Annotated in this window: 21 protein-coding genes and 1 pseudogene; 14 read left to right on the top strand and 8 right to left on the bottom strand. The window is 68.3% G+C overall.

Features of this window, described 5'->3' with window-relative positions:
- Positions 1 to 33: 33 nt before the first annotated feature.
- The 3 genes from erpA to rplM all read right to left on the bottom strand — a co-directional run bounded on the left by erpA (position 34) and on the right by rplM (position 1,329).
- Positions 34 to 399 (bottom strand): iron-sulfur cluster insertion protein ErpA, encoded by a 366-nt coding sequence (gene erpA, locus AC1D2H_RS25145; RefSeq protein WP_310263403.1) that lies wholly within the window; start codon positions 397 to 399, stop codon positions 34 to 36.
- Between the two features lie 99 nt (positions 400 to 498).
- Complete coding sequence (gene rpsI, locus AC1D2H_RS25150) at positions 499 to 891, bottom strand: 30S ribosomal protein S9 (RefSeq protein WP_477930561.1); 393 nt, start codon at positions 889 to 891, stop codon at positions 499 to 501.
- A 9-nt stretch (positions 892 to 900) separates the two neighbouring features.
- Positions 901 to 1,329 (bottom strand): 50S ribosomal protein L13, encoded by a 429-nt coding sequence (gene rplM, locus AC1D2H_RS25155; protein ID WP_056203159.1) that lies wholly within the window; start codon positions 1,327 to 1,329, stop codon positions 901 to 903.
- A 214-nt stretch (positions 1,330 to 1,543) separates the two neighbouring features.
- Here rplM and AC1D2H_RS25160 point away from each other — a divergent pair, with 214 nt between their 5' ends.
- The 3 genes from AC1D2H_RS25160 (at position 1,544) to AC1D2H_RS25170 (ending at position 4,459) form a co-directional block, all read left to right on the top strand.
- On the top strand, positions 1,544 to 2,347 hold the full coding sequence (locus AC1D2H_RS25160) for an N-acetyltransferase family protein (RefSeq protein WP_477930562.1): 804 nt from the start codon (positions 1,544 to 1,546) through the stop codon (positions 2,345 to 2,347).
- 160 nt (positions 2,348 to 2,507) lie between these two features.
- Positions 2,508 to 3,383, top strand: a complete 876-nt coding sequence (locus AC1D2H_RS25165) for a DUF2726 domain-containing protein (RefSeq protein ID WP_477930563.1) — start codon at positions 2,508 to 2,510, stop codon at positions 3,381 to 3,383.
- A gap of 29 nt (positions 3,384 to 3,412) precedes the next feature.
- On the top strand, positions 3,413 to 4,459 hold the full coding sequence (locus AC1D2H_RS25170) for a serine/threonine protein kinase (RefSeq protein WP_478012797.1): 1,047 nt from the start codon (positions 3,413 to 3,415) through the stop codon (positions 4,457 to 4,459).
- On the opposite strand, the gene AC1D2H_RS25175 is transcribed toward AC1D2H_RS25170, so the two are convergent.
- Positions 4,456 to 4,842: a YciI family protein gene (locus tag AC1D2H_RS25175; protein ID WP_477930567.1), complete on the bottom strand. Its 387-nt coding sequence runs from the start codon at positions 4,840 to 4,842 to the stop codon at positions 4,456 to 4,458. The genes AC1D2H_RS25170 and AC1D2H_RS25175 overlap by 4 nt on opposite strands.
- Positions 4,843 to 4,873: 31 nt before the next feature.
- Positions 4,874 to 5,251, bottom strand: a complete 378-nt coding sequence (locus tag AC1D2H_RS25180; protein ID WP_477930569.1) for a VOC family protein — start codon at positions 5,249 to 5,251, stop codon at positions 4,874 to 4,876.
- Between the two features lie 135 nt (positions 5,252 to 5,386).
- On the opposite strand from AC1D2H_RS25180, the gene AC1D2H_RS25185 reads away from it, so the two are divergent.
- From AC1D2H_RS25185 to AC1D2H_RS25195, 3 genes are all read left to right on the top strand, one after another.
- A complete protein-coding gene (locus AC1D2H_RS25185; RefSeq protein WP_477930571.1) occupies positions 5,387 to 6,235 on the top strand; it encodes a translesion DNA synthesis-associated protein ImuA in 849 nt (282 codons plus the stop codon).
- Entirely contained in the window at positions 6,204 to 7,496 is a 1,293-nt protein-coding gene (locus AC1D2H_RS25190) for a Y-family DNA polymerase (RefSeq protein ID WP_478012798.1), read from the top strand. Before AC1D2H_RS25185 ends, AC1D2H_RS25190 begins: the two co-directional genes overlap by 32 nt.
- Before the next feature lie 85 nt (positions 7,497 to 7,581).
- The gene (locus AC1D2H_RS25195; RefSeq protein ID WP_478012799.1) at positions 7,582 to 10,917 is read left to right on the top strand and encodes an error-prone DNA polymerase; all 3,336 of its coding nucleotides are present in this window, start codon (positions 7,582 to 7,584) and stop codon (positions 10,915 to 10,917) included.
- 180 nt (positions 10,918 to 11,097) lie between these two features.
- Here AC1D2H_RS25195 and AC1D2H_RS25200 read toward each other — a convergent pair whose 3' ends face one another.
- Both AC1D2H_RS25200 and AC1D2H_RS25205 read right to left on the bottom strand, forming a co-directional pair.
- Complete coding sequence (locus AC1D2H_RS25200; RefSeq protein WP_478012800.1) at positions 11,098 to 13,149, bottom strand: M13 family metallopeptidase; 2,052 nt, start codon at positions 13,147 to 13,149, stop codon at positions 11,098 to 11,100.
- A gap of 320 nt (positions 13,150 to 13,469) precedes the next feature.
- A complete protein-coding gene (locus tag AC1D2H_RS25205; RefSeq protein WP_477930578.1) occupies positions 13,470 to 14,654 on the bottom strand; it encodes an alkane 1-monooxygenase in 1,185 nt (394 codons plus the stop codon).
- Positions 14,655 to 14,801: 147 nt separating this feature from the next.
- Between AC1D2H_RS25205 and msrP the strand changes: the two genes are divergently transcribed.
- The 8 genes and pseudogenes from msrP (at position 14,802) to AC1D2H_RS25245 (ending at position 21,449) form a co-directional block, all read left to right on the top strand.
- On the top strand, positions 14,802 to 15,770 hold the full coding sequence (gene msrP / locus AC1D2H_RS25210) for a protein-methionine-sulfoxide reductase catalytic subunit MsrP (protein ID WP_477930580.1): 969 nt from the start codon (positions 14,802 to 14,804) through the stop codon (positions 15,768 to 15,770).
- Positions 15,770 to 16,381 (top strand): protein-methionine-sulfoxide reductase heme-binding subunit MsrQ, encoded by a 612-nt coding sequence (locus AC1D2H_RS25215; protein WP_477930581.1) that lies wholly within the window; start codon positions 15,770 to 15,772, stop codon positions 16,379 to 16,381. The genes msrP and AC1D2H_RS25215 overlap by 1 nt, the downstream gene beginning before the upstream one ends.
- 40 nt (positions 16,382 to 16,421) lie before the next feature.
- Positions 16,422 to 16,961: pseudogene (locus tag AC1D2H_RS25220) on the top strand (FAD-dependent oxidoreductase); the annotation flags it as partial.
- 312 nt (positions 16,962 to 17,273) lie between these two features.
- Positions 17,274 to 17,669, top strand: a complete 396-nt coding sequence (locus tag AC1D2H_RS25225; RefSeq protein WP_056203616.1) for a dihydroneopterin aldolase — start codon at positions 17,274 to 17,276, stop codon at positions 17,667 to 17,669.
- Positions 17,670 to 17,674: 5 nt separating this feature from the next.
- Positions 17,675 to 18,673, top strand: coding sequence for a tRNA 2-thiocytidine(32) synthetase TtcA (ttcA, locus tag AC1D2H_RS25230; RefSeq protein WP_477930582.1), 999 nt, complete (start codon positions 17,675 to 17,677; stop codon positions 18,671 to 18,673).
- 60 nt (positions 18,674 to 18,733) lie between these two features.
- Positions 18,734 to 19,357 carry a DUF4136 domain-containing protein gene (locus AC1D2H_RS25235; protein ID WP_477930584.1) on the top strand — a complete coding sequence of 208 codons (624 nt, stop codon included), beginning with the start codon at positions 18,734 to 18,736 and terminating at the stop codon, positions 19,355 to 19,357.
- Between the two features lie 168 nt (positions 19,358 to 19,525).
- Positions 19,526 to 20,905 carry a bifunctional UDP-N-acetylglucosamine diphosphorylase/glucosamine-1-phosphate N-acetyltransferase GlmU gene (glmU, locus tag AC1D2H_RS25240; protein ID WP_477930586.1) on the top strand — a complete coding sequence of 460 codons (1,380 nt, stop codon included), beginning with the start codon at positions 19,526 to 19,528 and terminating at the stop codon, positions 20,903 to 20,905.
- Positions 20,906 to 21,020: 115 nt separating this feature from the next.
- Entirely contained in the window at positions 21,021 to 21,449 is a 429-nt protein-coding gene (locus tag AC1D2H_RS25245) for a hypothetical protein (RefSeq protein ID WP_478012801.1), read from the top strand.
- 57 nt (positions 21,450 to 21,506) lie between these two features.
- Here the strand turns inward: AC1D2H_RS25245 and AC1D2H_RS25250 are convergent.
- On the bottom strand, positions 21,507 to 21,935 hold a 429-nt coding region (locus AC1D2H_RS25250; protein ID WP_478012802.1), incomplete at its 5' end, for a BON domain-containing protein.

A 21,935-nucleotide genomic window follows, 5' to 3' on the forward strand; every position in this document is an offset into this window, starting at 1 on the left:
GAGGCGGTTTTCGTAAAGGCGGTCAGTGCACGCTCAGACCGAGAAGCTGGAGCCGCAGCCGCAGGTCGTCGTGGCGTTCGGGTTCTTGATGACGAACTGGGCGCCCTGCAGGTCTTCCTTGTAGTCGATCTCGGCGCCCATCAGGTATTGCAGGCTCATCGAATCGATCAGCAGCGTCACGCCATTCTTCTGCATCTGCGTGTCGTCTTCGTTGACGGCCTCGTCGAAGGTGAAGCCGTACTGGAAGCCGGAGCAACCGCCGCCCTGCACGAAGACACGCAGCTTCAGGTCCGGGTTGCCTTCCTCGGCCACCAGATCGCGCACCTTGTCGGCGGCGCTGTCGGTGAACACCAGGGGCACGGGGATGTCAGTGACGGGGGTATCAAGCACGGCGCTCATGGCGGGCTCCTGTGAATCTGTCCAGAGAGGGATATGGGGATTGTCGGCCCAAAAACAAAAGGCCGCTTGGAGCGGCCTTTTGCTGGAGCAGCGTAGAAATTAACGCTTGCTGAACTGCTTCCTGCGGCGAGCGCCGTGCAGGCCGACCTTCTTACGCTCGACTTCACGCGCGTCACGCGTGACGAAGCCGGCGCGGCTCAGGTCGGGCTTCAGGGTTGCGTCGTAGTCGATCAGCGCGCGGGTGATGCCCAGGCGCAGCGCGCCGGCTTGACCCGATTCGCCACCACCGTGCACGTTCACCTTGATGTCGAAGGCTTCGCCATTGTTCGTCAGCAGCAGGGGCTGCTTGGCGATCATGATCGAGGTCTGACGACCAAAGTAGGTGTCGATGGACTTGCCGTTGACGATGATCTGGCCCGTGCCCTTCTTCATGAAGACGCGAGCGACCGACGACTTGCGACGGCCCGTACCGTAATTCCAGTTTCCGATCATGGCCGTTCCTTAGATCTCGAGAGCCTTGGGCTGCTGGGCGGTATGCGGGTGCGTCGGGCCTGCGTAGACCTTCAGCTTCTTGACCATGGCGTAACCGAGCGGGCCCTTGGGCAGCATGCCCTTGACGGCCTTTTCCAGCGCGCGGCCGGGGTGCTTGGCTTGCATGTCCTTGAACTTCGTGGCGTAGATGCCGCCGGGGAAGCCGCTGTGACGGTAGTACACCTTGTCGGTGGCCTTGTTGCCCGTGACACGGAGCTTTTCGGCATTGACGATGACGATGAAATCACCGGTATCCACGTGAGGCGTGTAAATGGCCTTGTGCTTGCCGCGCAAACGGAGTGCCACTTCGCTGGCAACACGTCCGAGCACCTTGTCGGTGGCGTCAATCACAAACCACTCGTGCGTCACTTCGGCCGGCTTGGCGCTGAAGGTCTTCATGAGAGTGCTTTCGCTGCGCCGGTCTCAAACTGCTGAAACCGGCAATAGATGGCTGAACTTCGACCGGTCTCGGTGCTTGTGTCTGATGCACAGCCTCTCAACACGGCTCTTTCCCGCAGCCTTTGACGGAAAAGCCCACGAGTGTAGCAGCGAAGCCCTTGGTTTGAAAGCGCGCAGGGCGTTAACCTTGGCACAGGCCATGCAAGGCCACCTCATGCCCAAAACCCCGCCCATCGCCCCTGACAACCCGCCCGCCGAGCCCGCAGCGGACTGGGATCATGAGTTGTCGGCTTTTGGCCCCGACCCGAATGTGCCGGCCGCGCCCCCGCCCGAATCGGCTGGCCCGCTGGCCAATGCGCGCGCCGCGCTGGAGCGCTTGTCGACCTGGGTGCCCATCCGCTCCCTGGCTCGCCGCCATCGCCGCCGCATCATCGACCACCTGCTGGCGCTGGAGCCGCAGGACCGCTATCTGCGCTTCGGCTATCCGGCTTCGGACGAGCAGATCCGCAAGTACGCCCTCAGCATCGACTTTGCCCGTGACGAAGTGCTAGGCATCTTCAACCGCCGCCTGCAACTGATCGCCCTGGCCCATCTGGCCTATGCCCAGCCACTGATCGGCGGCGAGCCCGACCGCGCGATGGCCGAATTCGGCGTCTCCGTGCTGCCGCAGTCGCGCAGCCGCGGCCTGGGCCGGCGCCTTTTCGATGCCGCCGGCCTGCACGCCCGCAATCGCGGCGTCGACACCCTCTTCATCCACGCCCTCAGCGAAAACCGTCCCATGCTGCGCATCGCCGCGGCGGCCGGTGCCATCGTCGAGCGGGATGGCGGCGAATCGGCGGCCTATCTGCGCCTGCCGCCCGATTCGTTCACCTCCCAGGTCGAACAGGCGCTGGAGCGTCATCTGGGCGAACTGGATTTCCAGTTCAAGCGCCAGGCTCAGGTGCTGAGCGAGTTCGTCGACAGCGTTGCCGAGGTCAAAGCCCATTTCGAATCCCCGGGTCGCGCCGCCAAGGAATAAATGACGGGATAACGACCGTTTTCCCAGGCCTGCTCCCCCTCAGGCCCGGGGGAATCGGGACTAGCGAGTAATGTCTTTTAGGGACGTTGCGCTACATTGCCCGACCATTGCGCCGCGAGAAAACAACGCTGGCGTCTCCCCGCCGAAATCCCTGAGGGATATGCCGTACGCCATCTATTGGATCGCCGCGCTGGCTGTTTGCGTCCTGGGTCTGGCCATCAGCCTGATCTGGGCGCTGCGTCGGCCTGCGTACGCCAATAAAGGCCTGCCGGCGGAGTGGTCACTCACGGCACGGCCGGTGTTCACGACCGACGAGCGCCGCGTCTTCCGCCTGCTGCGCGAGGCCCTGCCCCACCACGTCGTGCTGTCCAAGCTGCCGCTGGTGCGGTTTTGCCAGCCGACCGAGGCCAAAGAGGTCCGCTACTGGTTCGATCTGCTTGGCGCTTCCCATGTGACCTTCGCCATTTGCAGCCCCAACGGTCGCGTGCTGGCCGCCATCGACCTCGAAGGTGAGCGCGGCGTCACGCCACGCAGCCTGCAGATCAAGCACGCCGTGCTGTCCGCCTGCCGCGTGCGCTATCTGCGCTGCGCCATGGACCAGTTGCCCAGCGTCGCCGAACTCCAGCTCCTCGTGCCCCAGAGCAGCAATTCGCGCGGCCCGCTGCCGGCACCAGCCGCCTCGTCGGGCCTGTCACGGCGCCGCTCGAGCAGCAGCGAGGACGAGTTCGGCAGCGACTGGGGCCAGTTCTCCCAACCCCTGCCGCTGTGGCAGGACGCCGGCGTCTTCGGCGGCAACACCGACGGCTATGGGGAGCGCGACCGCGACCGCGAGCCTCGCCATGGGCGCATGCCGAGCCACCCGGCGGCACCGCAGTCGCAGCGCCGCCTGCCCTCGCGCAACCTCGATCCGGCGCGCTACAACCCGCGCAGCCTGCCGGTGCTGGATGACGCCGACGAGGAGGCCATGATGGACGATGTCGTCGGTGTCGTCGTCGATGCCCCGCGCTACGCGACCCAGCGTCCGCGCCGCAGCTAGGGTTGGCGCAGTCCGGCGACACTCGCCGGATGCATGACACGACCCCTGATCTCAGTTTCGGCGACCTGACGCCGGAGTTCATGCTGGATGCCCTGGACGCCGCCGGCCTGCGCGCCGACGGCCGGCTGCTGCAGCTCAACTCCTTCGAGAACCGCGTGCTGATGCTGCATCTGGAGGACGGCGGTGCGGCCGTAGCCAAGTTCTACCGGCCAGCGCGCTGGAGCGATGCGCAGATCCTGGAGGAGCACGCCTTCGCCACCGAGCTCGCCGCCGCCGAGGTGCCCGTGGCGGCGCCATGGACGCTGGAGGGTGGCTCCACCCTCTTCCACTACCAAGGACAGCGCCTGGCCGTCACGCCCCGCCAGGGCGGCCGCGGCCCCGAGCTGGAAGACCCCGACGTACTGCGCTGGATCGGCCGCTTGCTGGCCCGCCTGCACGGCGTGGGCCGCCAGAAGCCCTTTGCCGAGCGCCTGGCCTGGGCCAGTGCGGCGCCCGCCCAGGCGGCGCGCGACTGGCTCATCAACAACGACGCCATCCCACCCGAGATCGCCCCCTCCTGGGACGAGGCCGCGCGTCGCTGCATCGATGCCATCCAGGCCGCCTTCGACAGCCTGCCCGACCTGCAACTCACGCGCCTGCACGGCGACTGCCACCCCGGCAACATCCTGTGGACACCCGACCGCGGACCGCATTTCGTCGACCTGGACGACGCCGTCACCGGCCCGGTCGTGCAGGATTTGTGGATGCTGCTGCCCGGCGAGCCGGAGGCCTCACGCCAGTTGCTCAATGCCGTGCTGGATGGCTACGAGCAGATCGCCGAATTCGACGACCGCGAACTGCGCCTCATCGAGCCGCTGCGCACCATGCGCATGATCCACCACAGCGCCTGGCTGGCGCGCCGCTGGGGCGACCCGGCCTTCCCGCTCGCCTTCCCCTGGTTCGGCACGCCCAACTACTGGCTGGACCAGGTCGCCAAGCTGCGCGAGCAGCTGGAGGCGATGAAGCCCAAGGACGCGGCGCCGACGCTGACGCGGGACGAAGACGCGGTGAACTTCGACGGCGACGGCTTCGCCTAACGCCACGTCGAAGGTGTCTCGTTGGTGGCCACCGCCACATCGGCGCGGGAGGCATCCAGCGGGCGGATTTCCATGGTCAGGCCAAACTGCAGGCAGGGGTTCTCGGCCGCAATCGCCGCGGCCTGCTCCAGCGTCTCGGCGACGATGAACCAGTAGCCGCCGACCCATTCCTTGGTCTCGGCAAAGGGGCCGTCGGTGATGAGGCCGCTCTTGGCCACGACGCGAATGCCGGGTTCCAGGCGGCTGCCCGGCTTGAGACGGCCCGCGGCCAGGCCTTGCTCGTACCAGACGTAGAAGGCGTCGATGGCGCCCTGCACGGCCTGGGGGCGGGCGTCGGCATCCCACTGGCCACGGGAGAGCACCAGGTAGTCGTTCATCGGCATCGAGAAATCTCCTGCAAGCTGGGGCGCATCATCAGGGCAAGGGGCTGGTCAGCACCACTGCGTAGCCGTCGGGGTCACGCAGCCAGAACTCCCAGTTGCCGTTCTCGCTCCAGCGCTTGGGCCTGACGACGTCGACGTTCAGGCCTTCAGCACGCGCCACGGCGGCATCGAAGCCCGGCAGCTCGAACCACAGCAGCACGCCGTTGCCATGGGGCAGCGCCGGGTCACCCAGCGGCCCGTGGTCGTGGTCGACGTCCCAGCGGTGCAGTTGCAGCAGCAGGCGCCCGTCGGCGTCGTTCAGGCGCTCATATTCGGCGCCGCCATGACCACTCTGGGCGCCCAGCAGGCGTTGATACCAAAGGCTGCTGGCGGCCACATCCTGGACACAGATCAACGGGGCAAGTTGCATGGTGGCTCTCCCGAGAAGACGTGAAATGCTAGCGGCTGGGCCCGATCGATAGGCGGAAAATACTGGATGTCCATACAGTATTGTGGTCTCATTCAAGCTCCGGTTTCTTCCCTCCGCCCCATCTGTCTTCCGGCCATGTTGCCCGCCGCCGTCGCCACGTCCACCCCCACTGTTCCGCCGCCTCTCGGTCGCCTGCCGCTGGATGACGCGCGGCTGCAGGGGCGGCTGTGGCGCGGCAGCAGCCTGAGCACCACCGCCGACCCGACGCTGGCCAGCGGCTTCGCAGCGCTGGACGCGGAGTTGCCGGGAGGCGGCTGGCCGCTGCAGGCCGTCACCGAGCTGCTGACGCCACAACCCGGCGTGCTGGAGTGGCGGCTGCTGGCGCCGGCCCTGCGCGGCTGGTGGGCCGCCCAGGCCTTGCCGGCGGCTGCCCCGGGCCGTCGCGGGCGTGCGGCCACGCCGGCGCTGCGTTCGCTGCTGCTCATCAATCCACCGCACACGCCGCATCTGCCGGGCCTGCAGGCCCTGGGCCTGCCGCCCTCGGCGCTGATCTGGGTGGAGGCCGGCACGCCGGCTCAAGCACTCTGGGCCGCCGAGCAGGCCATCAAGTCGCGCGTGGCCGTGCTGGCCTGGCTACCCGAGGCCAGGCCCGAGCAGATCCGGCGGCTGCAGGTCAATGCGCTGAGCTCCGATGCGCCGGCCTTCCTGATGCGGCCGGAGCGCGCGCAGCAGCAGTCCTCGGCCGCGCCGCTGCGCCTGCTCGTGCAACCCGGCGATGGCTGGGAGCTGGCCGTGCATCTGCTCAAGCGCCGCGGGCCAGCGCACGAGGGCTGGCTGCAACTGCCCGCCGTGCCGGGCGCTGTGGAGCCTCTGCTGACGGCGGCGAAGCGCAAGCCTCTGCCTGCACCACAGCCGTCCCCGATCCCGGTCAGCCCACCAACGGAGCACGCGCATGCGCTGGCTCGCCCTGTGCTGCACGTCTGATGCGCCGGCTGGCGATGTCGACGCCCTGGGCTGGCTGGCGCTGAGCCTCACGCCGCGCGTCGCGCGGCTGGAAGAGGCGGTCGTGGCCGAGGTGTCCACCAGCCTGAAGCTGTTCCGCGGCGCACGGGCGCTGCGCCAGCGGCTGCAGGCGCAGGCGGCCGAGGCAGGGCTCGCCCTGGGCCCCATGGCCTGGGCGCCAACAGCGCTGGGCGCGCTGGCCCTGGCTCGCAACGCCGACATCAACCCGGGCCGCCACAGCGAACGCCTGGATGCCTTGCCACTGTCGGCCCTGAGCGCCGCCCAGGCCCATCACGCCATGCTGGCCCGCCTGGGCTGCACGCGCCTGGGCGAGCTGCGCCGGCTGCCGCGCCCGGCCCTGGCCCGGCGCTTCGGCCCGGCCCTGCTGACGGCGCTGGACCGGGCCTATGGCGACCTGCCCGAAGTGCACGAGTGGCTGACCCTGCCCGACCGCTTCGACGCGCGGTTGGAGCTGCCCTACCGCGTCGAGCATGCGCCCGTGCTGCTGCATTTCGCCGAGACCCTGCTGCGCCAGCTCTGTGCCTTCCTCGCCGCTCACCACGCCGGCGTGCGGACGCTGCGCCTGGCCTGGCAGCACGACGCGATGCGCGCGCGGGATGTGGCCGACGGCGGTGAGCTGAGCATCGCCACCGCCGACACGACACGCGACCTGACCCGCCTGACGCGCCTGCTGGGCGAGCACCTGGCCCGCACCGAACTGGCCGCCCCAGCCGGCGAGATCAGCCTCAGCGCCGACACCGTGCTGCCGTTGGAGGAAAGCAGCGCCAGCCTGCTGCCCGGGCCCACCGACCCGGCCGAGCGCACGACGACGAATGCGCTGCTGGAGCGGCTGTCGGTGCGCCTGGGCGCAGCTCATGTGCGCGAAGGCCGGCTGCGCGAGGACCATCGCCTGGACCATATGCAGAGCTGGCGGGCCTGGCCTGCGCCAGCGCCCACGCCCAAGCGTCGCCCATCCGGCCCCCAACCCACCTGGCTCGTCCAGCCACCACAGCCGCTGCGCTCCGATGCGCGCGAGCAGCCGATCTACTGCGGCCCCTTGGCGCTGGTCAGCGGGCCGCACCGCGTCGAAGCCGGCTGGTGGGAGGGGCACGGCGGCATGCAGGCGCGCGACTACTTCGTCTACCGCAGCGCCGCGCGCGGGCTGCTGTGGGTCTATCACGAGCGGCCTTCATCGACCGCATCCGCCGTCCCCGGCTGGTTCCTGCACGGAGTGTTTGCATGAGCGCAGCGCAGGGCCGCCCCAAGCAAGCTCGCTCCCGCTTGGCGGGACAGGCCGCAGGCCGAAGGGTGCATCAATGACGCCTCCCATGTCAGACCGCGACGAGAGGCTGGCGATGCTGCGCCAGCAAGGCATTGACTCGGAAGCCGAGCTGCGACGTGCGGCGGATGGCTGGCCACCCTCGTCCGCGTTGCCCGGCGCGGGCGATGGCCTGCCGCGCTACGCCGAACTGCACTGCCTGTCGGCCTTCAGCTTTCTGCGCGGGGCCTCGGAGCCGACCGAGTTGGTGGAGCGCGCCTGCGAGCTGGGCTATGAGGCCCTGGCCATCACCGACGAATGCTCACTGGCCGGCGTCGTGCGCGCACAYAAGCAATTGCGGGAAATGCGCGAGGCGGCACATCACGCGCTGAAGGAGGAGGCGCAAAAGGCCGGCCTGCCTGACGAGGACATCGAGCAACCGCAGCTGATGAAGCTGCTGATCGGCAGCGAATTCCTCGTCCGCGACGACGCCGGCACGCCGCGCTTCAAGCTCGTGCTGATCGCGCAGAACCTGAATGGCTACGGCAACCTCAGCCAGTTCATCACCCGGCTGCGGCGCGCCAGCCCGGTCAAGGGTGAATACACGCTGCCCTGGCGCCAGATCGCGCCCGAGAAGCTGACCGACTGCCTGGCCCTGCTCGTGCTGCCGCGCGAGGCCCCCGATGTCGAGCTTGCGCCGGCCGCGCATTGGGTGCTGCGCCATTTCGCCGGCCGCGCCTGGATCGCCGTCGAGCTGATGCGCGAGGCCAGCGACGCGCTGTGGCTGCAGCGTCTGCAGGCGCTGTCCGAGCAGACGGCCCTGCCGCTGGTGGCGGCCGGCGATGTGCACTTCCACGTGCGCTCGCGCAAGGCCCTGCAGGACGTGATGACGGCCACCCGCCTGGGCCGCACGGTAGCGGAATGCGGCTTCGACCTGCAGCCCAATGCGGAGCGACATCTGCGCAGCAGCTACCGGATTTCGCGCATCTATCCGGAAGCTCTGATGCGAGAGACGCTGCAGGTGGCGGCGCGCTGCAGCTTCAGTCTCAACGAGATCAGCTATCAGTATCCAAGCGAGGTCGTGCCAGCCGACCGCACGCCGCGACAGCATCTGCGCGACCTCACCTATGCAGGCGCCTACCTGCGTTGGCCCCAATCCAAAGGCGGTGTGCCTGACAAGTTCAAGCGCCGCATCGAGGACGAACTCGAACTCATCGAGGAACTGGGCTACGAGCACTACTTCCTGACCGTCGCCGATGTCGTGCAGTTCGCGCGCGGCATCCAGATCCTCTGCCAGGGGCGTGGCTCGGCCGCCAACAGCGTGGTCTGCTACTGCCTGCACGTCACCTCGGTAGACCCGGACCGCAGCACCTTGCTGTTCGAGCGCTTCATCAGCCGCGAGCGCAACGAGCCGCCTGATATCGACGTCGACTTCGAGCATGAACGTCGCGAAGAGGTGATCCAGTACCTCTACGGAAAATATGGCCGCGATCGCGCTGCGCTGACCGCCGTCGTCATCTGCTACCGCCCCAAGAGCGCCATCCGCGACGTGGGCAAGGCGCTGGGTTTCAGTGAAGAGCAGCTGGATGTGATGAGCCAGGACCACAGCGGCTGGTCCACCCAGGTGCTGCCCGAGGAGCACCGCCTCGAGTTGCTGCAGAAACTCGGCCTGCAGGCGGACGACCCGCGCCTGCAACAGCTCATCACGCTCGGCCGCCAGCTCAACGGCCTGCCTCGCCACCTCAGCCAGCACGTAGGCGGTTTCGTGCTGACAGAGGGCACGCTGGAACGCCTCGTACCCATCGAGAACGCAACGATGAAGGACCGCAGCGTCATCGAATGGGACAAGGACGACATCGACGAGCTGAAGATGATGAAGGTCGACGTGCTCGCCCTGGGCATGCTCAGCGCCATCCGGCGCTGCTTCGATCTCGTCAACCCGATGCGCGGCACGGCCATCGACCTGACCATCCCGGATAACGACACCGCCACCTACGACATGATCTGCAAGGCCGACACCATCGGCGTCTTCCAGATCGAGTCGCGCGCCCAGATGTCGATGCTGCCGCGCTTGCGGCCACGCACCTACTACGACCTGGTTGTCGAAGTCGCCATCGTGAGGCCGGGGCCCATCGAAGGCGGCATGGTGCATCCCTATCTGAAGAACCGCGCCCTGCCCGAAGACCAGGTCGAGTACCCCAGCGAGGCCTTGAAGGAAGCCCTGTGGCGCACCCGCGGCGTGCCCATCTTCCAGGAGCAGGTCATGCAGGTGGCCATGATCGCCGCGGGCTTCAGTGCCGGCGAGGCCGACCAGCTGCGCCGCGCGATGGCGGCGTGGAAGCGCCCCGGTGTGCTGGAGAAGTACTACGACAAGGTCGTCAAGGGCATGCGCGAACGGGGCTACGAGGACGCATTTGCCGAGCGCATCTTCAGCCAGATCAAGGGCTTCTCCTCCTACGGCTTCCCCGAGTCCCACGCCGCCAGCTTCGCGCTGCTGACCTACGTCAGCTCCTGGCTCAAATGCCATGAACCCGCAGCCTTCCTGTGTGCGYTGCTGAACTCCCAGCCGCTGGGCTTCTACACGCCCAGCCAGCTCATTCAGGACGCGCGCCGGCATCACGTCGAGGTGCGCGCCATCGACGTCAACCACAGCCACAAGGACAGCAGCCTCGAACACCGCGACGGCGAGCACCAACCGGCGGTACGCCTGGGCCTGCGCCTGGTCAGCGGCCTCGGCGAGGAGGCGGCCGACCGCATCGAGCAGGCCCGCGCCCGCGACGGCGATTTCGCCCACCCTCAGGACCTCGCCTTCCGCGCCCGCCTGACGCAGCAGGACATGCAGCAGCTCGCCGCCGCCGACGCACTCACCTCACTCGCCGGCCACCGTCGCCAGCAGGTCTGGCAGGCCTCGGCCCTGCACGCCATGCCCGAGCTGCTGCAGGGCAGCCTGCTGCCCGAGGACGACCTCGAACTGCCCGCCGCCGCCGAGGGCGAGGAGGTGCTGTGGGACTACGCCGCCACAGGCCTGACGCTGCGCCGCCACCCGCTGGCCCTGCTGCGCCCACGCCTGGCCCAACAAGGCCTGCTGAGCGCCCAGCAGCTCGACGGCGTCAAGAGCGGCCGCCGCGCCAAGGCCTGCGGCATCGTCACCGGGCGCCAGAAACCGCAGACGGCCAAGGGCACCCTCTTCGTCACGCTGGAGGACGAGACCGGCAACGTCCAGGTCATCGTCTGGCCCAAGGTCTACGAGGAACACCGCAGCACCATCCTCGGCGCACGGCTGTTGGCCGTCGAAGGCGTCTGGCAGCGCGGGGATGGCGATGTGCGGCACCTGCTGGCGCAGGGGTTCAAGAACCTCAATCCGCTGCTGGGGAGGTTGCCGACGGAGAGCCGGGATTTCAGGTGAGGGTGCCAGTCATGCGGCGGCTATCGACCCTGAACCGACATCCACGGCCCCGATCTCACCGCCCTGAAGCAGCCGGTCGAACACCTTCGCAGTCACCCATCGGAAGTCCCGCGGACGACGTCACAGGTTGATGGCAGCAGTCAAGGCGACTGAGGCTGTCACCGCGGGGCCCGTGGCTGCTCACCACAGTTTCACGCGCTGCTCAGGTGGCCGGTACATCTTGTCGCCCGGCTTGATGTCGAAGGCCTCGTAGAAGCCGRCCTGGTTGGCCAGCGTGCCCTTGACGCGGAATTCGCCCGGCGAATGCGGATCGCTCTTGAGCTGGACGATGGCGGCCTCTTCGCGCTGCAGCGTGCGGAACTTGACCGCCCAGCCGATGTACAGCCGCTGCTCGCCGGTCAGGCCGTCGATCAGGGGCGCAGGTTTGCCGCCCAGGGACTTGCGGTAGGCCTTGTAGGCGATGGTGACGCCGGAGTTGTCGCCGATGTTCTCGCCGAGCGTGAACTGGCCGTTGACGTGGTAGCCCGGCACCGGGCTGAAGGCGCTGTACTGCTGCACCAGGCCGTTGGCGCGCGCGGTGAAGGCGGCGCGGTCCGCCTCCGTCCACCAGTTGCGCAGGTTGCCATGGCCGTCGTAGCGGCTGCCCTGGTCGTCGAAGCCATGGCTGATCTCGTGGCCGATGCTGGTGCCGACGGTGCCGTAGTTGATGGCGTCCTCGGCCCTCACGTCGAAGAAGGGCGGCTGCAGCAGCGCGGCCGGAAAGGTGATGGCGTTCTGCAGCGGGCTGTAGCTGGCGTTGACGGTCTGCGGCGTGAAGCCCCATTCGCCACGGTCCACCGGCTTGCCCAGCTTGGCGATGCCGCGGTCGAAGGCATGACGGCGGCCAGCGCGCACATTGGCGATCAGGTCGGTGCTGCTGGTGGCCAGGGCCGTGTAGTCGCGCCAGACATCGGGATAGCCGATCTTGGGGGTGAACAGAGCCAGCTTGGCCTGTGCCTCCTTCTTTGTCGCCGGGCTCATCCACTCCAGTTCATCGATGCCTTCGCGGAACGTGGCGAGGAAATTGTTCACCATGGCCAGCACGCGCGCCTTGTTCTCGGGCGGGAAGTGCCGAGCCACGTAGAGCTTGCCCACCGCCTCGCCCATGATGGAATCGACGAACTGCTGGGCCTGGCGCCAGGGCGGTTCGTTCTCGGGCACGCCGCGCAGCACCGTGCCGGTGAATGCGAAGCGCTCATCGGCCACGGCGCGCGCGAGGTAGGGTGCGTAGGCCTCCAGCACGTGCCACTTGAAGTAGCTGTGCCACTGCTCCAACGGCACCTCGGCCACCAGCTTCGCCAAGCCCACGAAGTAGCTGGGCTGGCGCACCACCAGCGACGTGGCCTTGCCCGCGATGCCTGCGGTCCGCAGGTACGCCGACCAGTCCAGTCCGGGCGCCTCTTCGGCCAGTTGTGCGAAGGTGCGTGGGTTGTAGGTCTTCAGGGCTTCGCGGCTCTCCACGCGGGTCCATTGCAACTGCGCCAGCCGGGTCTCCAGGGCCAGCACGTTGGCCGCATGGCGCTCGGCCTGCGCGTCGCCCTGCATCGTGAACAGCCGGGTGATGTGCTGCACATAGGCCTGCCGCACGGCCGTCAGCTTCTGGTCCGTGTCGTTGAGGTAGTAATCGCGATCGGGCAGGCCCAGCCCGGCCTGGGCCGCATAGACGACGTAGCGCTCAGCGTTCTGGGCGTCCTGCCCGACGAAGACAGCGAAGGGCACGGTCACGCCCTGGCGTTCCAGTTCGGCCATCAAGGCGGCCAGGTCCTGGTGGCGGGTGACGGCGGCGATGCGTTTGAATTCGGGTGCCAGCGGCGCGAGGCCGCGCGCATTGCGCGCCGCCTCGTCGATGAAGGTGGTGTACAGGTCGGCGATTTTTCGGGTCTCGCTGCCGGCCGCGCCCGGGTTCTTCAGCACGTCTTCCAGGATCGCCCGCACCTGCAAGGCTGCCGTCTCGCGCAGTTCGTCGTAGGTACCCCAGCGCGCCTTGCTGGCGGGGATCTTCGTGCTGCTCGCCCAGCGGCCGTTGACGTAGGCGTAGAAGTCGTCCTGCAGCCGCACGGCCGGATCGAAGGACTTGACGTCGACGCCCGAGATCAGGGGCGTGCCTGCCTGCGCTGGTGTATCGGCCGCGAGCGCAGGCGCGCCCAGGCCTGACGCGGCCATGAGCAGGAAACTGATGCAGATCGACTTCATGACGGTCCTGGATGGCGCCTTTGATTCCGGTCATTCTTGCAGACGTCATGGACCGTGCGGGGCATGGTCTGAGCCTTCACGGGCCCTCTGTCGCCGAGCACGCCGAAGGCCCCAAAACACCGTGGCGCGATGGAACTGCTCTGGAGCAATCTATCGCGGCGGAGCGCTTGTGGCCGATTGCGGCCCCTTGAAGACACCCAGCCAAAACTGCAATCCATCAACAGCGCTCCGGCTCGAACGCGAGTGAGCATCGGCCCAACAGTTGTGCCACATCGGCATGCGGATACCTCGGATCGCAGACAGGTTGACTGTCCCCGCAATCAAAACCCCACCTGCCCGCTCCACCGTCGCTCCAACTTCGCCCGCGCCCCCGGCTGCACATTCGCCCTTTGCAGCTCCCCGCCGTAATGCGCCATCACCCTCCGGTCCATCAACCGGAACCACAGCGGCGGCACATAGGCCACCAGCAGCAGGCCGGCATAGCCGCTGGGCAGTTGCGGCGCCTGCTCGAAATGCCGCAGCGCCTGGTAGCGGCGCGCGGGGTGGGCGTGGTGGTCGCTGTGGCGTTGCAGGTGGTACAGGAAGAGGTTGGACATGCGGTGGTTGCTGTTCCATGAGTGCTCGGGCGCGCAGCGCTCGTAGCGGCCGTCGGGCCCGCGCTGGCGCAACAGGCCGTAGTGCTCGATGTAGTTCACCACCTCCAGCAACTGGGCGCCGTAGGCCGCCTGCACGAGCAGGAAGGGAAGCACCGCCCAACCCAGCCAGATCACCAAGCCGGCATAGAGCACCACCGTCATGGCCCAGGCCTGCAGGCATTGGTTGCGCCAGTGCCAGGGGCCGTGACCGCGGCCAGCCAGGCGCTCGCGTTCGAGCTGCCAGGCTGAGAGCAAGCTGCCCCACGTGGTGCGCGGCAGGAAGGCCCAGAAGCTTTCACCCAGGCGCGCGCTGGCCGGGTCCTCGGGCGTGGCGACGCGCCGGTGATGGCCGCGGTTGTGCTCGACGAAGAAGTGGCCATAGGCCACCGGTGCCAGCACCAGACGCGACAGCCAGCGCTCCCAGGCAGCGTGCTTGTGGCCCAGCTCGTGAGCCGTGTTGATGGCCACGCCGTTGATGCCGCCTACCGTCAGCACCAGGCCCACGAATCCCACCGCGCCCAGCCCGCCATGCACCGCCAGCCAGGCGCCGTGCAGCGTCAACCCGAACTGCAGCGGCACGAAGAGCAGCAGCACGACCAGATACCAGCGGTCAGCCTCGAGCACGGGCACCTGGGCCTCGGGCGGGTTGCTGCGGTCCTCGCCCAGCAGCGTGTCCAGCAGCGGGATCAGCGTGTACATGACGCCCGGCATCAGCCACAGCCAGAACGCCTGGCCGCTGCGGTCGGCCTGCCAGACGTTGAGCCAGGCCAGCCCCGGGAACAGGCCCGACAGCAGCCAGGCGTAACGCTTGGCGTCGCGCCATCGCGTGGGGGCAGGCGCGGGAGCGGGGGCCGACAGGGAGACAGGCATGGCGGCATGCTCGGCGGCCGGGCTGCGGCAGTCAAGGACAGCGGCGCTCGGGTTTACACATGACCTCGTACGGGCCGGCGCCTGCCGGTGTAAGTTCCGACTATCCCTGGCCGACCGAACCGCCAGACTCACCGAATCGCACACCCCATGCTGATCAAGACCCCCGCCGCCCACGAGCCCCTTTCCAGCGAGATCACGCCCCGCCGTGTCTACCTGAACCGCCGCACGGCCCTGGCCGGCCTGGGCCTGGCGGCCGCGTCGCCGCTGGCGCTGTCCCAGGCCGCACCCGGCGGCGGCAAGTTGCCCAAGTTGCCGGGCGCCCGCTCGGCCGTGGCCGGCGCCCTGGTCATGGACAAGATCACCAGCTACACGGACGCGACCTCGTACAACAACTTCTACGAGTTCGGCACCGACAAGTCCGACCCGGCCGCCAACGCCCATACGCTGAAGCCGCGGCCCTGGACGGTCAGCATCGAAGGCGAATGCGCCAAGCCTGGCCGCTATGACCTCGACGCCCTGCTCAAGCTCAGCGCCATCGAAGAGCGCGTCTACCGCCTGCGCTGCGTCGAAGGCTGGAGCATGGTCATCCCCTGGGAGGGCTACTCGCTGGGTGAGCTGCTCAAGCAGGCCCAGCCGACGTCCAAGGCCAAATACGTCGAGTTCACCAGCCTGGCCGACAAGACCCAGATGCCCGGCGTGCGCTCCGGTGTGCTGGACTGGCCCTATGTCGAAGGCCTGCGCATCGACGAGGCCATGCACCCCCTGGCTCTGCTCGCCTTCGGCATGTACGGCGAGGTGCTGCCCAACCAGAACGGCGCGCCGCTGCGCCTGGTGCTGCCCTGGAAGTACGGCTTCAAGTCGGCCAAGAGCATCGTCAAGATCCGCTTCGTCGAGAAGGAGCCCGTGTCCAGCTGGACCAAGGCCGCCCAGCAGGAATACGGCTTCTATTCCAATGTGAACCCCAACGTGGCCCACCCGCGCTGGAGCCAGGCCACCGAGAGACGCATCGGCGAGGACGGGCTGTTTGCCAAGAAGCGCCCGACGCTGATGTTCAACGGTTACGAAGCCCAGGTCGGACAGCTCTACGCAGGCATGGACCTGAAGCGCAACTACTGATGAAGGCGGCGTTGACGCGCGCGCTGCTGCACCCAGCGGCGAAGGTGGTGCTGTTTCTGCTTTGCTTGGGCCCGCTGGCCTGGCTGGTCTACGGCGCTATCGCCAACCAGCTCGGCGCCAACCCCGCTGAGGCGCTGATCCGCCGCCTGGGCGACTGGACGCTGCGTGGCCTGTGGCTGACGCTGGCCATCACACCGCTGCGCGAGCTGACCGGCCTCGCGGCGCTGGCGCGCTTTCGGCGCATGCTGGGCGTGTTCACCTTCAGCTATGCGACGCTGCACCTGCTGGCCTATGGCTGGCTGGACCAGGGCCTGGACCTCGCCGTCATCGCCACCGACATCGCCAAGCGGCCCTTCATCCTGATGGGCTTCACGGCCTGGGCGCTGATGCTGCCGCTGGCCGCCACCAGCTTCAACAAGGCCATCAAGAGGCTGGGCGCCAAGCGCTGGCAGACCCTGCACAAGGCCATCTACGCCATCTCCGTCATCGCCCTGATGCACTTCATCTGGATGCGCGCCGGCAAGCACAACTTCGCCGAGCCGGCCGTCTACGGCGTGATCCTGGCGGCGCTGCTGGGGTGGCGGCTCTGGAAACGGGTCGGCAGGAAATAGTCGTGGCGGGGATAATTCGCGGCTTTGCTCCGGCCGCCCCATGCCCAGCCCCACTTCCATCGACGTAGCCATCCTCGGCGGCGGCCCTGCCGGCTGCAGCGCCGCGTCCTGGCTGGGCCAGATGGGCATGACGGCCCTGCTCGTCGAGCGCGAGCCGCGTTTGTGCGCGGCGCTGGCCGGCCTCAACTTCGCCCAGGACTGGGTGCTGGGCGAGCCCGCCGCCCGCCTGGCTGCCCTGGGCGAGCACTACGCCGCCCAGGCCCAGGCCACGCCGGGCATGACGCTGCGCCTGGGCACGCGGGCCGAATCCGCCCGCCACACGCCCGCGGGCTGGACGCTGCAACTGGCCACCGGCGAGCATGTGCAGGCCCGCGCCCTGCTCGTCGCCACCGGCCTGCGCCTGCTGCGACCGGCTCGCTATTTCGCCGTGCCGCACGACCGCGTGCTGGACGCCTCCCAATTGACCACCCGCCGCGAGGCACTGCCCCCGGGCCGCGTGCTGCTGCTGGGTGCCGGCGACAACGCGGCCGAGAACGCCCTCTTCCTGGCCGAGCGCGGCCATGACGTGACGCTCTGGTCGCGCGGCAGCTGGCGCGCCCAGATCCACCTGGCCGAGCGCGCCACCGCCCACCCGCGCATCAGCGTGCGCCTGGCCACGCCGCTGCCCGAGGCCCTGCTGCCCGACGACAGCGGCGTCACGGTCGGCAGCGAGCGCTTCGACTTTGTCGCCGCGCTGCTGGGATTCGAGCCCGAGCCCTCGGCCTTCGCGCTGCTGGACGAAGCCTCTCGCCAGCGCGCCTTCGTCGCCGGCGACGCCAGCCGCCGCTGGCACCCCTGCGTGCAGACGGCCCTGGCCGACGGCGTGCAGGCGGCCAAGCAGATCGAGCTGGCCCTGCGCCCTCAGGTCGCCGCCGCGCCGCAGCGCTATAACAACCGTCAGGTCATCCATCTGCAGGGCCTGCGCTTTCGCGCCAACCTGGGCGTGCTCGACTTCGAGCGCACCGGGCCCCAGCCCATCCAGGTCGATGCCGAAGTGAACCTCGGCGCCATGCCTGTCGTCGCCCGCGACGCCGACATCGGCCACGTGCTGGACTACCGCCGTGTGCGCACGGCCATCATCGACGAGTGCACGGCCGAGCACACCGACCTCGTCGAAGCCCTGCTGGGCAAGCTCTGCAACCGCCTGATGAGCCTGCCCGGCGTCGTCGGCGTGCGCCTGAAGCTGACCAAGCTCGAAATCTTTCCCGACTGCGAAGTCGCAATCAGCACCGAACTGGGTGCATGGTGAACAACATGTCTGAACTTGATTTGCCCCCACGCTCGCATGGCGAGCTGCCCCCCGAGGGGGCTGTCAGCGGTTTCGGGCGGCCGGGCACCGCTGACGTCCTCGATTTCGCCGAACAAGCCGCCGCCGACAAGAAGGCCGCCTACGAGATCAACAAACTGTCCAAGCGCCTGCACCGCCAGGTGGGCCAGGCCGTCACCGACTTCAACATGATTGAAGAAGGCGACAAGGTCATGGTCTGCCTGTCGGGCGGCAAGGACAGCTACGCGATGCTGGACATCCTGCTGAACATGCAGCAGCGCGCGCCGATCAAGTTCAGCCTCGTCGCCGTCAACCTCGACCAGAAGCAGCCCGGCTTCCCCGAGGAGGTGCTGCCCAACTACCTGCGTTCGCGCGGCGTGGACTTCCACATCGAGAACCAGGACACCTATTCCATCGTCAAGAAGCTCATCCCCGAGGGCAAGACGACGTGCAGCCTGTGCTCGCGCCTGCGCCGCGGCATCCTCTACCGCGTGGCCGGCGAACTGGGTGCCACCAAGATCGCGCTGGGCCACCATCGCGACGACATGGTCACGACGCTGTTCCTGAACATGTTCTTCGGCAGCCGCATGAAGGGCATGCCGGCCAAGCTGGTCAGCGACGACGGCAAGAACGTCGTCATCCGCCCGCTGGCCTATGTGAAGGAGCCCGACCTGGTGCGCTGGGCCGAGCACCGCGAGTTCCCCATCATTCCTTGCAACCTCTGCGGCAGCCAGGAGAACCTGCAGCGCGTGCAGGTCAAGGCCATGATCAACGAGTGGGAGAAGCGCTACCCCGGCCGCATCGACAACATCTTCACGGCCATGGGCAACATCGTGCCTTCGCACATGATGGACAAGAAGCTCTTCCCCTTCGAGACCATGCGTGCCACCGGCCAGGCCGAGCCCGACGGCGACATCGCCTTCGACGACGATGAGTCTTGCGCCACGCCGTCGCCAGCCAGCTCGGTCATCACACTGCAACGCTGATTTACATAAGGGCAATCTAGCCGGGTCAGAATGACGGCATCACCAAGATGGAGGTGTTCCATGAACCGCCGCCTGATCCTCACCGCGCTTGCCGCCGCCTCGGTCGTTGCCGTCACCGGCTGCGCGGGCCCCTACACGGTCTCCGCTGATGTCTCCAGTTATGGCAACTGGCCGGCCGACCGCAAGCCCGGCAGCTATGCCTTCGACCGCCTGCCCTCGCAGCAGCAGAGCGAGGAAGCCGCCAAGCGCCAGAACACGCTGGAAGAAGCCGCCAAGGCCGCACTGGAAAGGGCCGGCTTCAAGCCCGCCGCCGATGCCAAGAGCGCCGACGTACTCGTCACGCTGGGCGCCCGCGTCACCGCCTACGACCCCGTGCCCTGGGATGACCCGCTGTGGTGGCGCTGGCGCGGCCGCATGTTCTCGCCCCGCTACGGCTACGCCGCTGGCTGGGGTGGCTGGGGCTGGCGCCAGGATCCCTTCTTTGACCGCCGCTACGACCGCGCCGTGGCCGTGCTGATGCGCGATCGCGCCAGCGGCGAGGCGCTGTTCGAGACCCATGCCAGCAACGAAGGCATGACCATGGGCAGCGAAGCCGTCATCGGCAGCCTCTTCGACGCTTCTCTGGCCGAGTTCCCCAAGGTCAACCCGAAATCGCACCGCGTGTCCGTGCAGGCCGTGAGATAGCCCACCCCGTACCGGCTTCGCCGGCCCCCTCAAGGGGGCACCACCAGCGGCCCGGCAAAGCCGGTTCCGCGGTGGTCGCCTGGGTAAGGCACGACGCCAGACGTGTCCTCGCGCCGCGATAGCCTGCCCATAATCGCGACTTCGTTGAAACGTAGTCGCAAGGCAGGCATGGCGCTGAATATCGTGATCATGGCGGCGGGCAAGGGCACCCGCATGAAGTCCGCAACGCCCAAGGTGTTGCACAAACTCGCCGGCCGCTCGCTGCTGGCCCATGTGCTCAAAAGTTGCGAGCCGCTCGCCGCCGAGGCCCGCCTCATCATCACCGGCCATGGCGCCGACCAGGTCGAAGCGGCGGCCGGCGCCGACGGCATAGGCTTCGTTCGCCAGATGCCCCAGCTGGGCACCGGCCACGCCATCCAGCAGGTCGTGCCGGCCCTGGTGGGCGAAGGCACGACGCTGATCCTCAACGGCGACGTGCCCCTCATCGAGACGGCGACGGCCAAGGCCCTCATCGACACCTGCGCCGGCCACGCCCTGGTGCTGCTGACCGTCGACCTCGCCGACCCGACCGGCTATGGCCGCATCATTCGCGATCCCGACGACGGCGGCGTGCTCGCCATCGTCGAGCACAAGGACGCCACGCCCGAACAGCGCCTCATCCACGAGGGCTACAGCGGCATGATGGCCGCCCCCACCGGTGCCCTCAAGCGCTGGGTCGGCCAGCTGACCAACAACAACGCCCAGGGCGAGTACTACCTGACCGACATCGTCGCGATGGCCGTCGCCGAGGGCCTGCCCGTGCTGGGCATCAAGGCGAGCAGCGAGATCGAGGTGCTGGGCGTCAACGACCCCGTGCAGCTCGCCCAGCTCGAGCGCGCCTTCCAAGGCCGCCAAGCCGAAAACCTGATGCGCGCCGGCGTGCGCCTGGCCGACCCGGGCCGTTTCGACCTGCGCGGCACGCTGGCCCATGGCCAGGACGTCGAGATCGACGTGAACTGCGTCTTCGAGGGCGATGTGACGCTGGGCGACGGCGTGCGCATCGGCGCCCACTGCGTCATCCGCAATGTGACCATCGCCGCCGGCGCACGCATCCACGAGTTCACCCACATTGACGGCGAAGCGGCCGGCGCCAGCGTTGGCGAAGGCGCGCTGATCGGCCCCTTCGCGCGCCTGCGCCCCGGCGCCCAGCTCGGTGCCGAGGTGCACATCGGCAACTTCGTCGAGGTCAAGAACTCGACGCTGGCCAAGGGGGCCAAGGCCAACCACCTGGCCTATCTCGGCGACGCCACCATCGGCGAGCGCGTCAACTACGGCGCTGGCGCCATCACGGCCAACTACGACGGCGCCAACAAGCACCGCACGACCATCGGCGACGACGTCCACGTGGGCTCCAACTGCGTCATCGTCGCGCCCGTCACGCTGGGCAATGGCGCCACCATCGGCGGCGGCTCGACCATCACCAAGGACGTCGAAGCCGGCAGCCTGGCCGTGGCGCGTGGCAAACAGGTTGCAATTGCTGGCTGGACCCGCCCGGCCAAGAAGCGTTGAATAGAGCCGTCCTTGTGATTTAGTTCCGGCGATTGCTTCACGGCGCCCGGGTTGAGGGGAAGCTTCCCGGCCCGGCACGCCATTACGATGGCACTGCCTCACCACCGCAGCACCCATGGCCCACGAACTCGACTTTGCCGCGCTCTCGCTTGACGATGCCGTCCCGGCCGATCTCGGTGCCTACGAGATCGTCCAGGCCCATCGTGAACTCAACGAGGCGGATGCCCGCAACCGTGCCCTCGAACTCAAGGCCCAGGCCTGCGACAACGCCGCCGAAGCCTGCTGGTACCTGGCGCGCAGCCTCGGTGCCGCACGCGACCTGCCGCAGGATGGCGAAGCCAGCCTGGAACTGCTGTTCCAACTGATCGGCGCCCTGGCCGACCTGCCCACCGACATTGCCGCAGCACCGCTGCCCGAGATCGTCGGCGGCCGCGAGGACGGCATCACCGAACTCTGCCTGCAGCTCGAGGCCGCCCGCGAGGTGACCGAGGACGCGCTGATCGGCGCCGAGCTGGCCCCGGCCCGCAGCCAGCACTGCCACTGAGCACCACACCACGCAAAAGGCGCCCCGAGGGGCGCCTTTTTCATTGCGGCACGGCGCTTACTGCGTGCTGGTCGGCGCCTGGCTCACCACCGTGGCAGGCGGCAGGGTCAGGCGGTTGTCGATCGCCTTGACGCCCGTCGTGGACGATGCGACGAAGGTGGCGCGATCGCGGGTCTGGCTGTCGGGCACCTGGCCTTCGAGCTTGACGACACCATGGTCGGTGCTGACGGCGATGGGCACGGCGGCCAGCGTCGCATCGGCAGCCAGGGCCATGCGCACCTTGACCGTGATGCCGCTGTCCTCGACCTGAGGCACAGGCTGGGCCTGAGCCAGCGGCGGGGTGCCCGTCGCGGCAGCGCTGCCAGCGGTGTCAGGCGTCGTCGATGCCACGGGCGGCGTCGCGGTTGCCGGGCCGGCGGCGGTCGGCGGCATCACGATGGGCGCCGAGCCGGGCGGCACGCTGAGCGGCTGGGCGTCGACCGGCGC

The sequence above is a fragment of the Roseateles sp. P1_C1_2 genome, assembly GCF_056406535.1.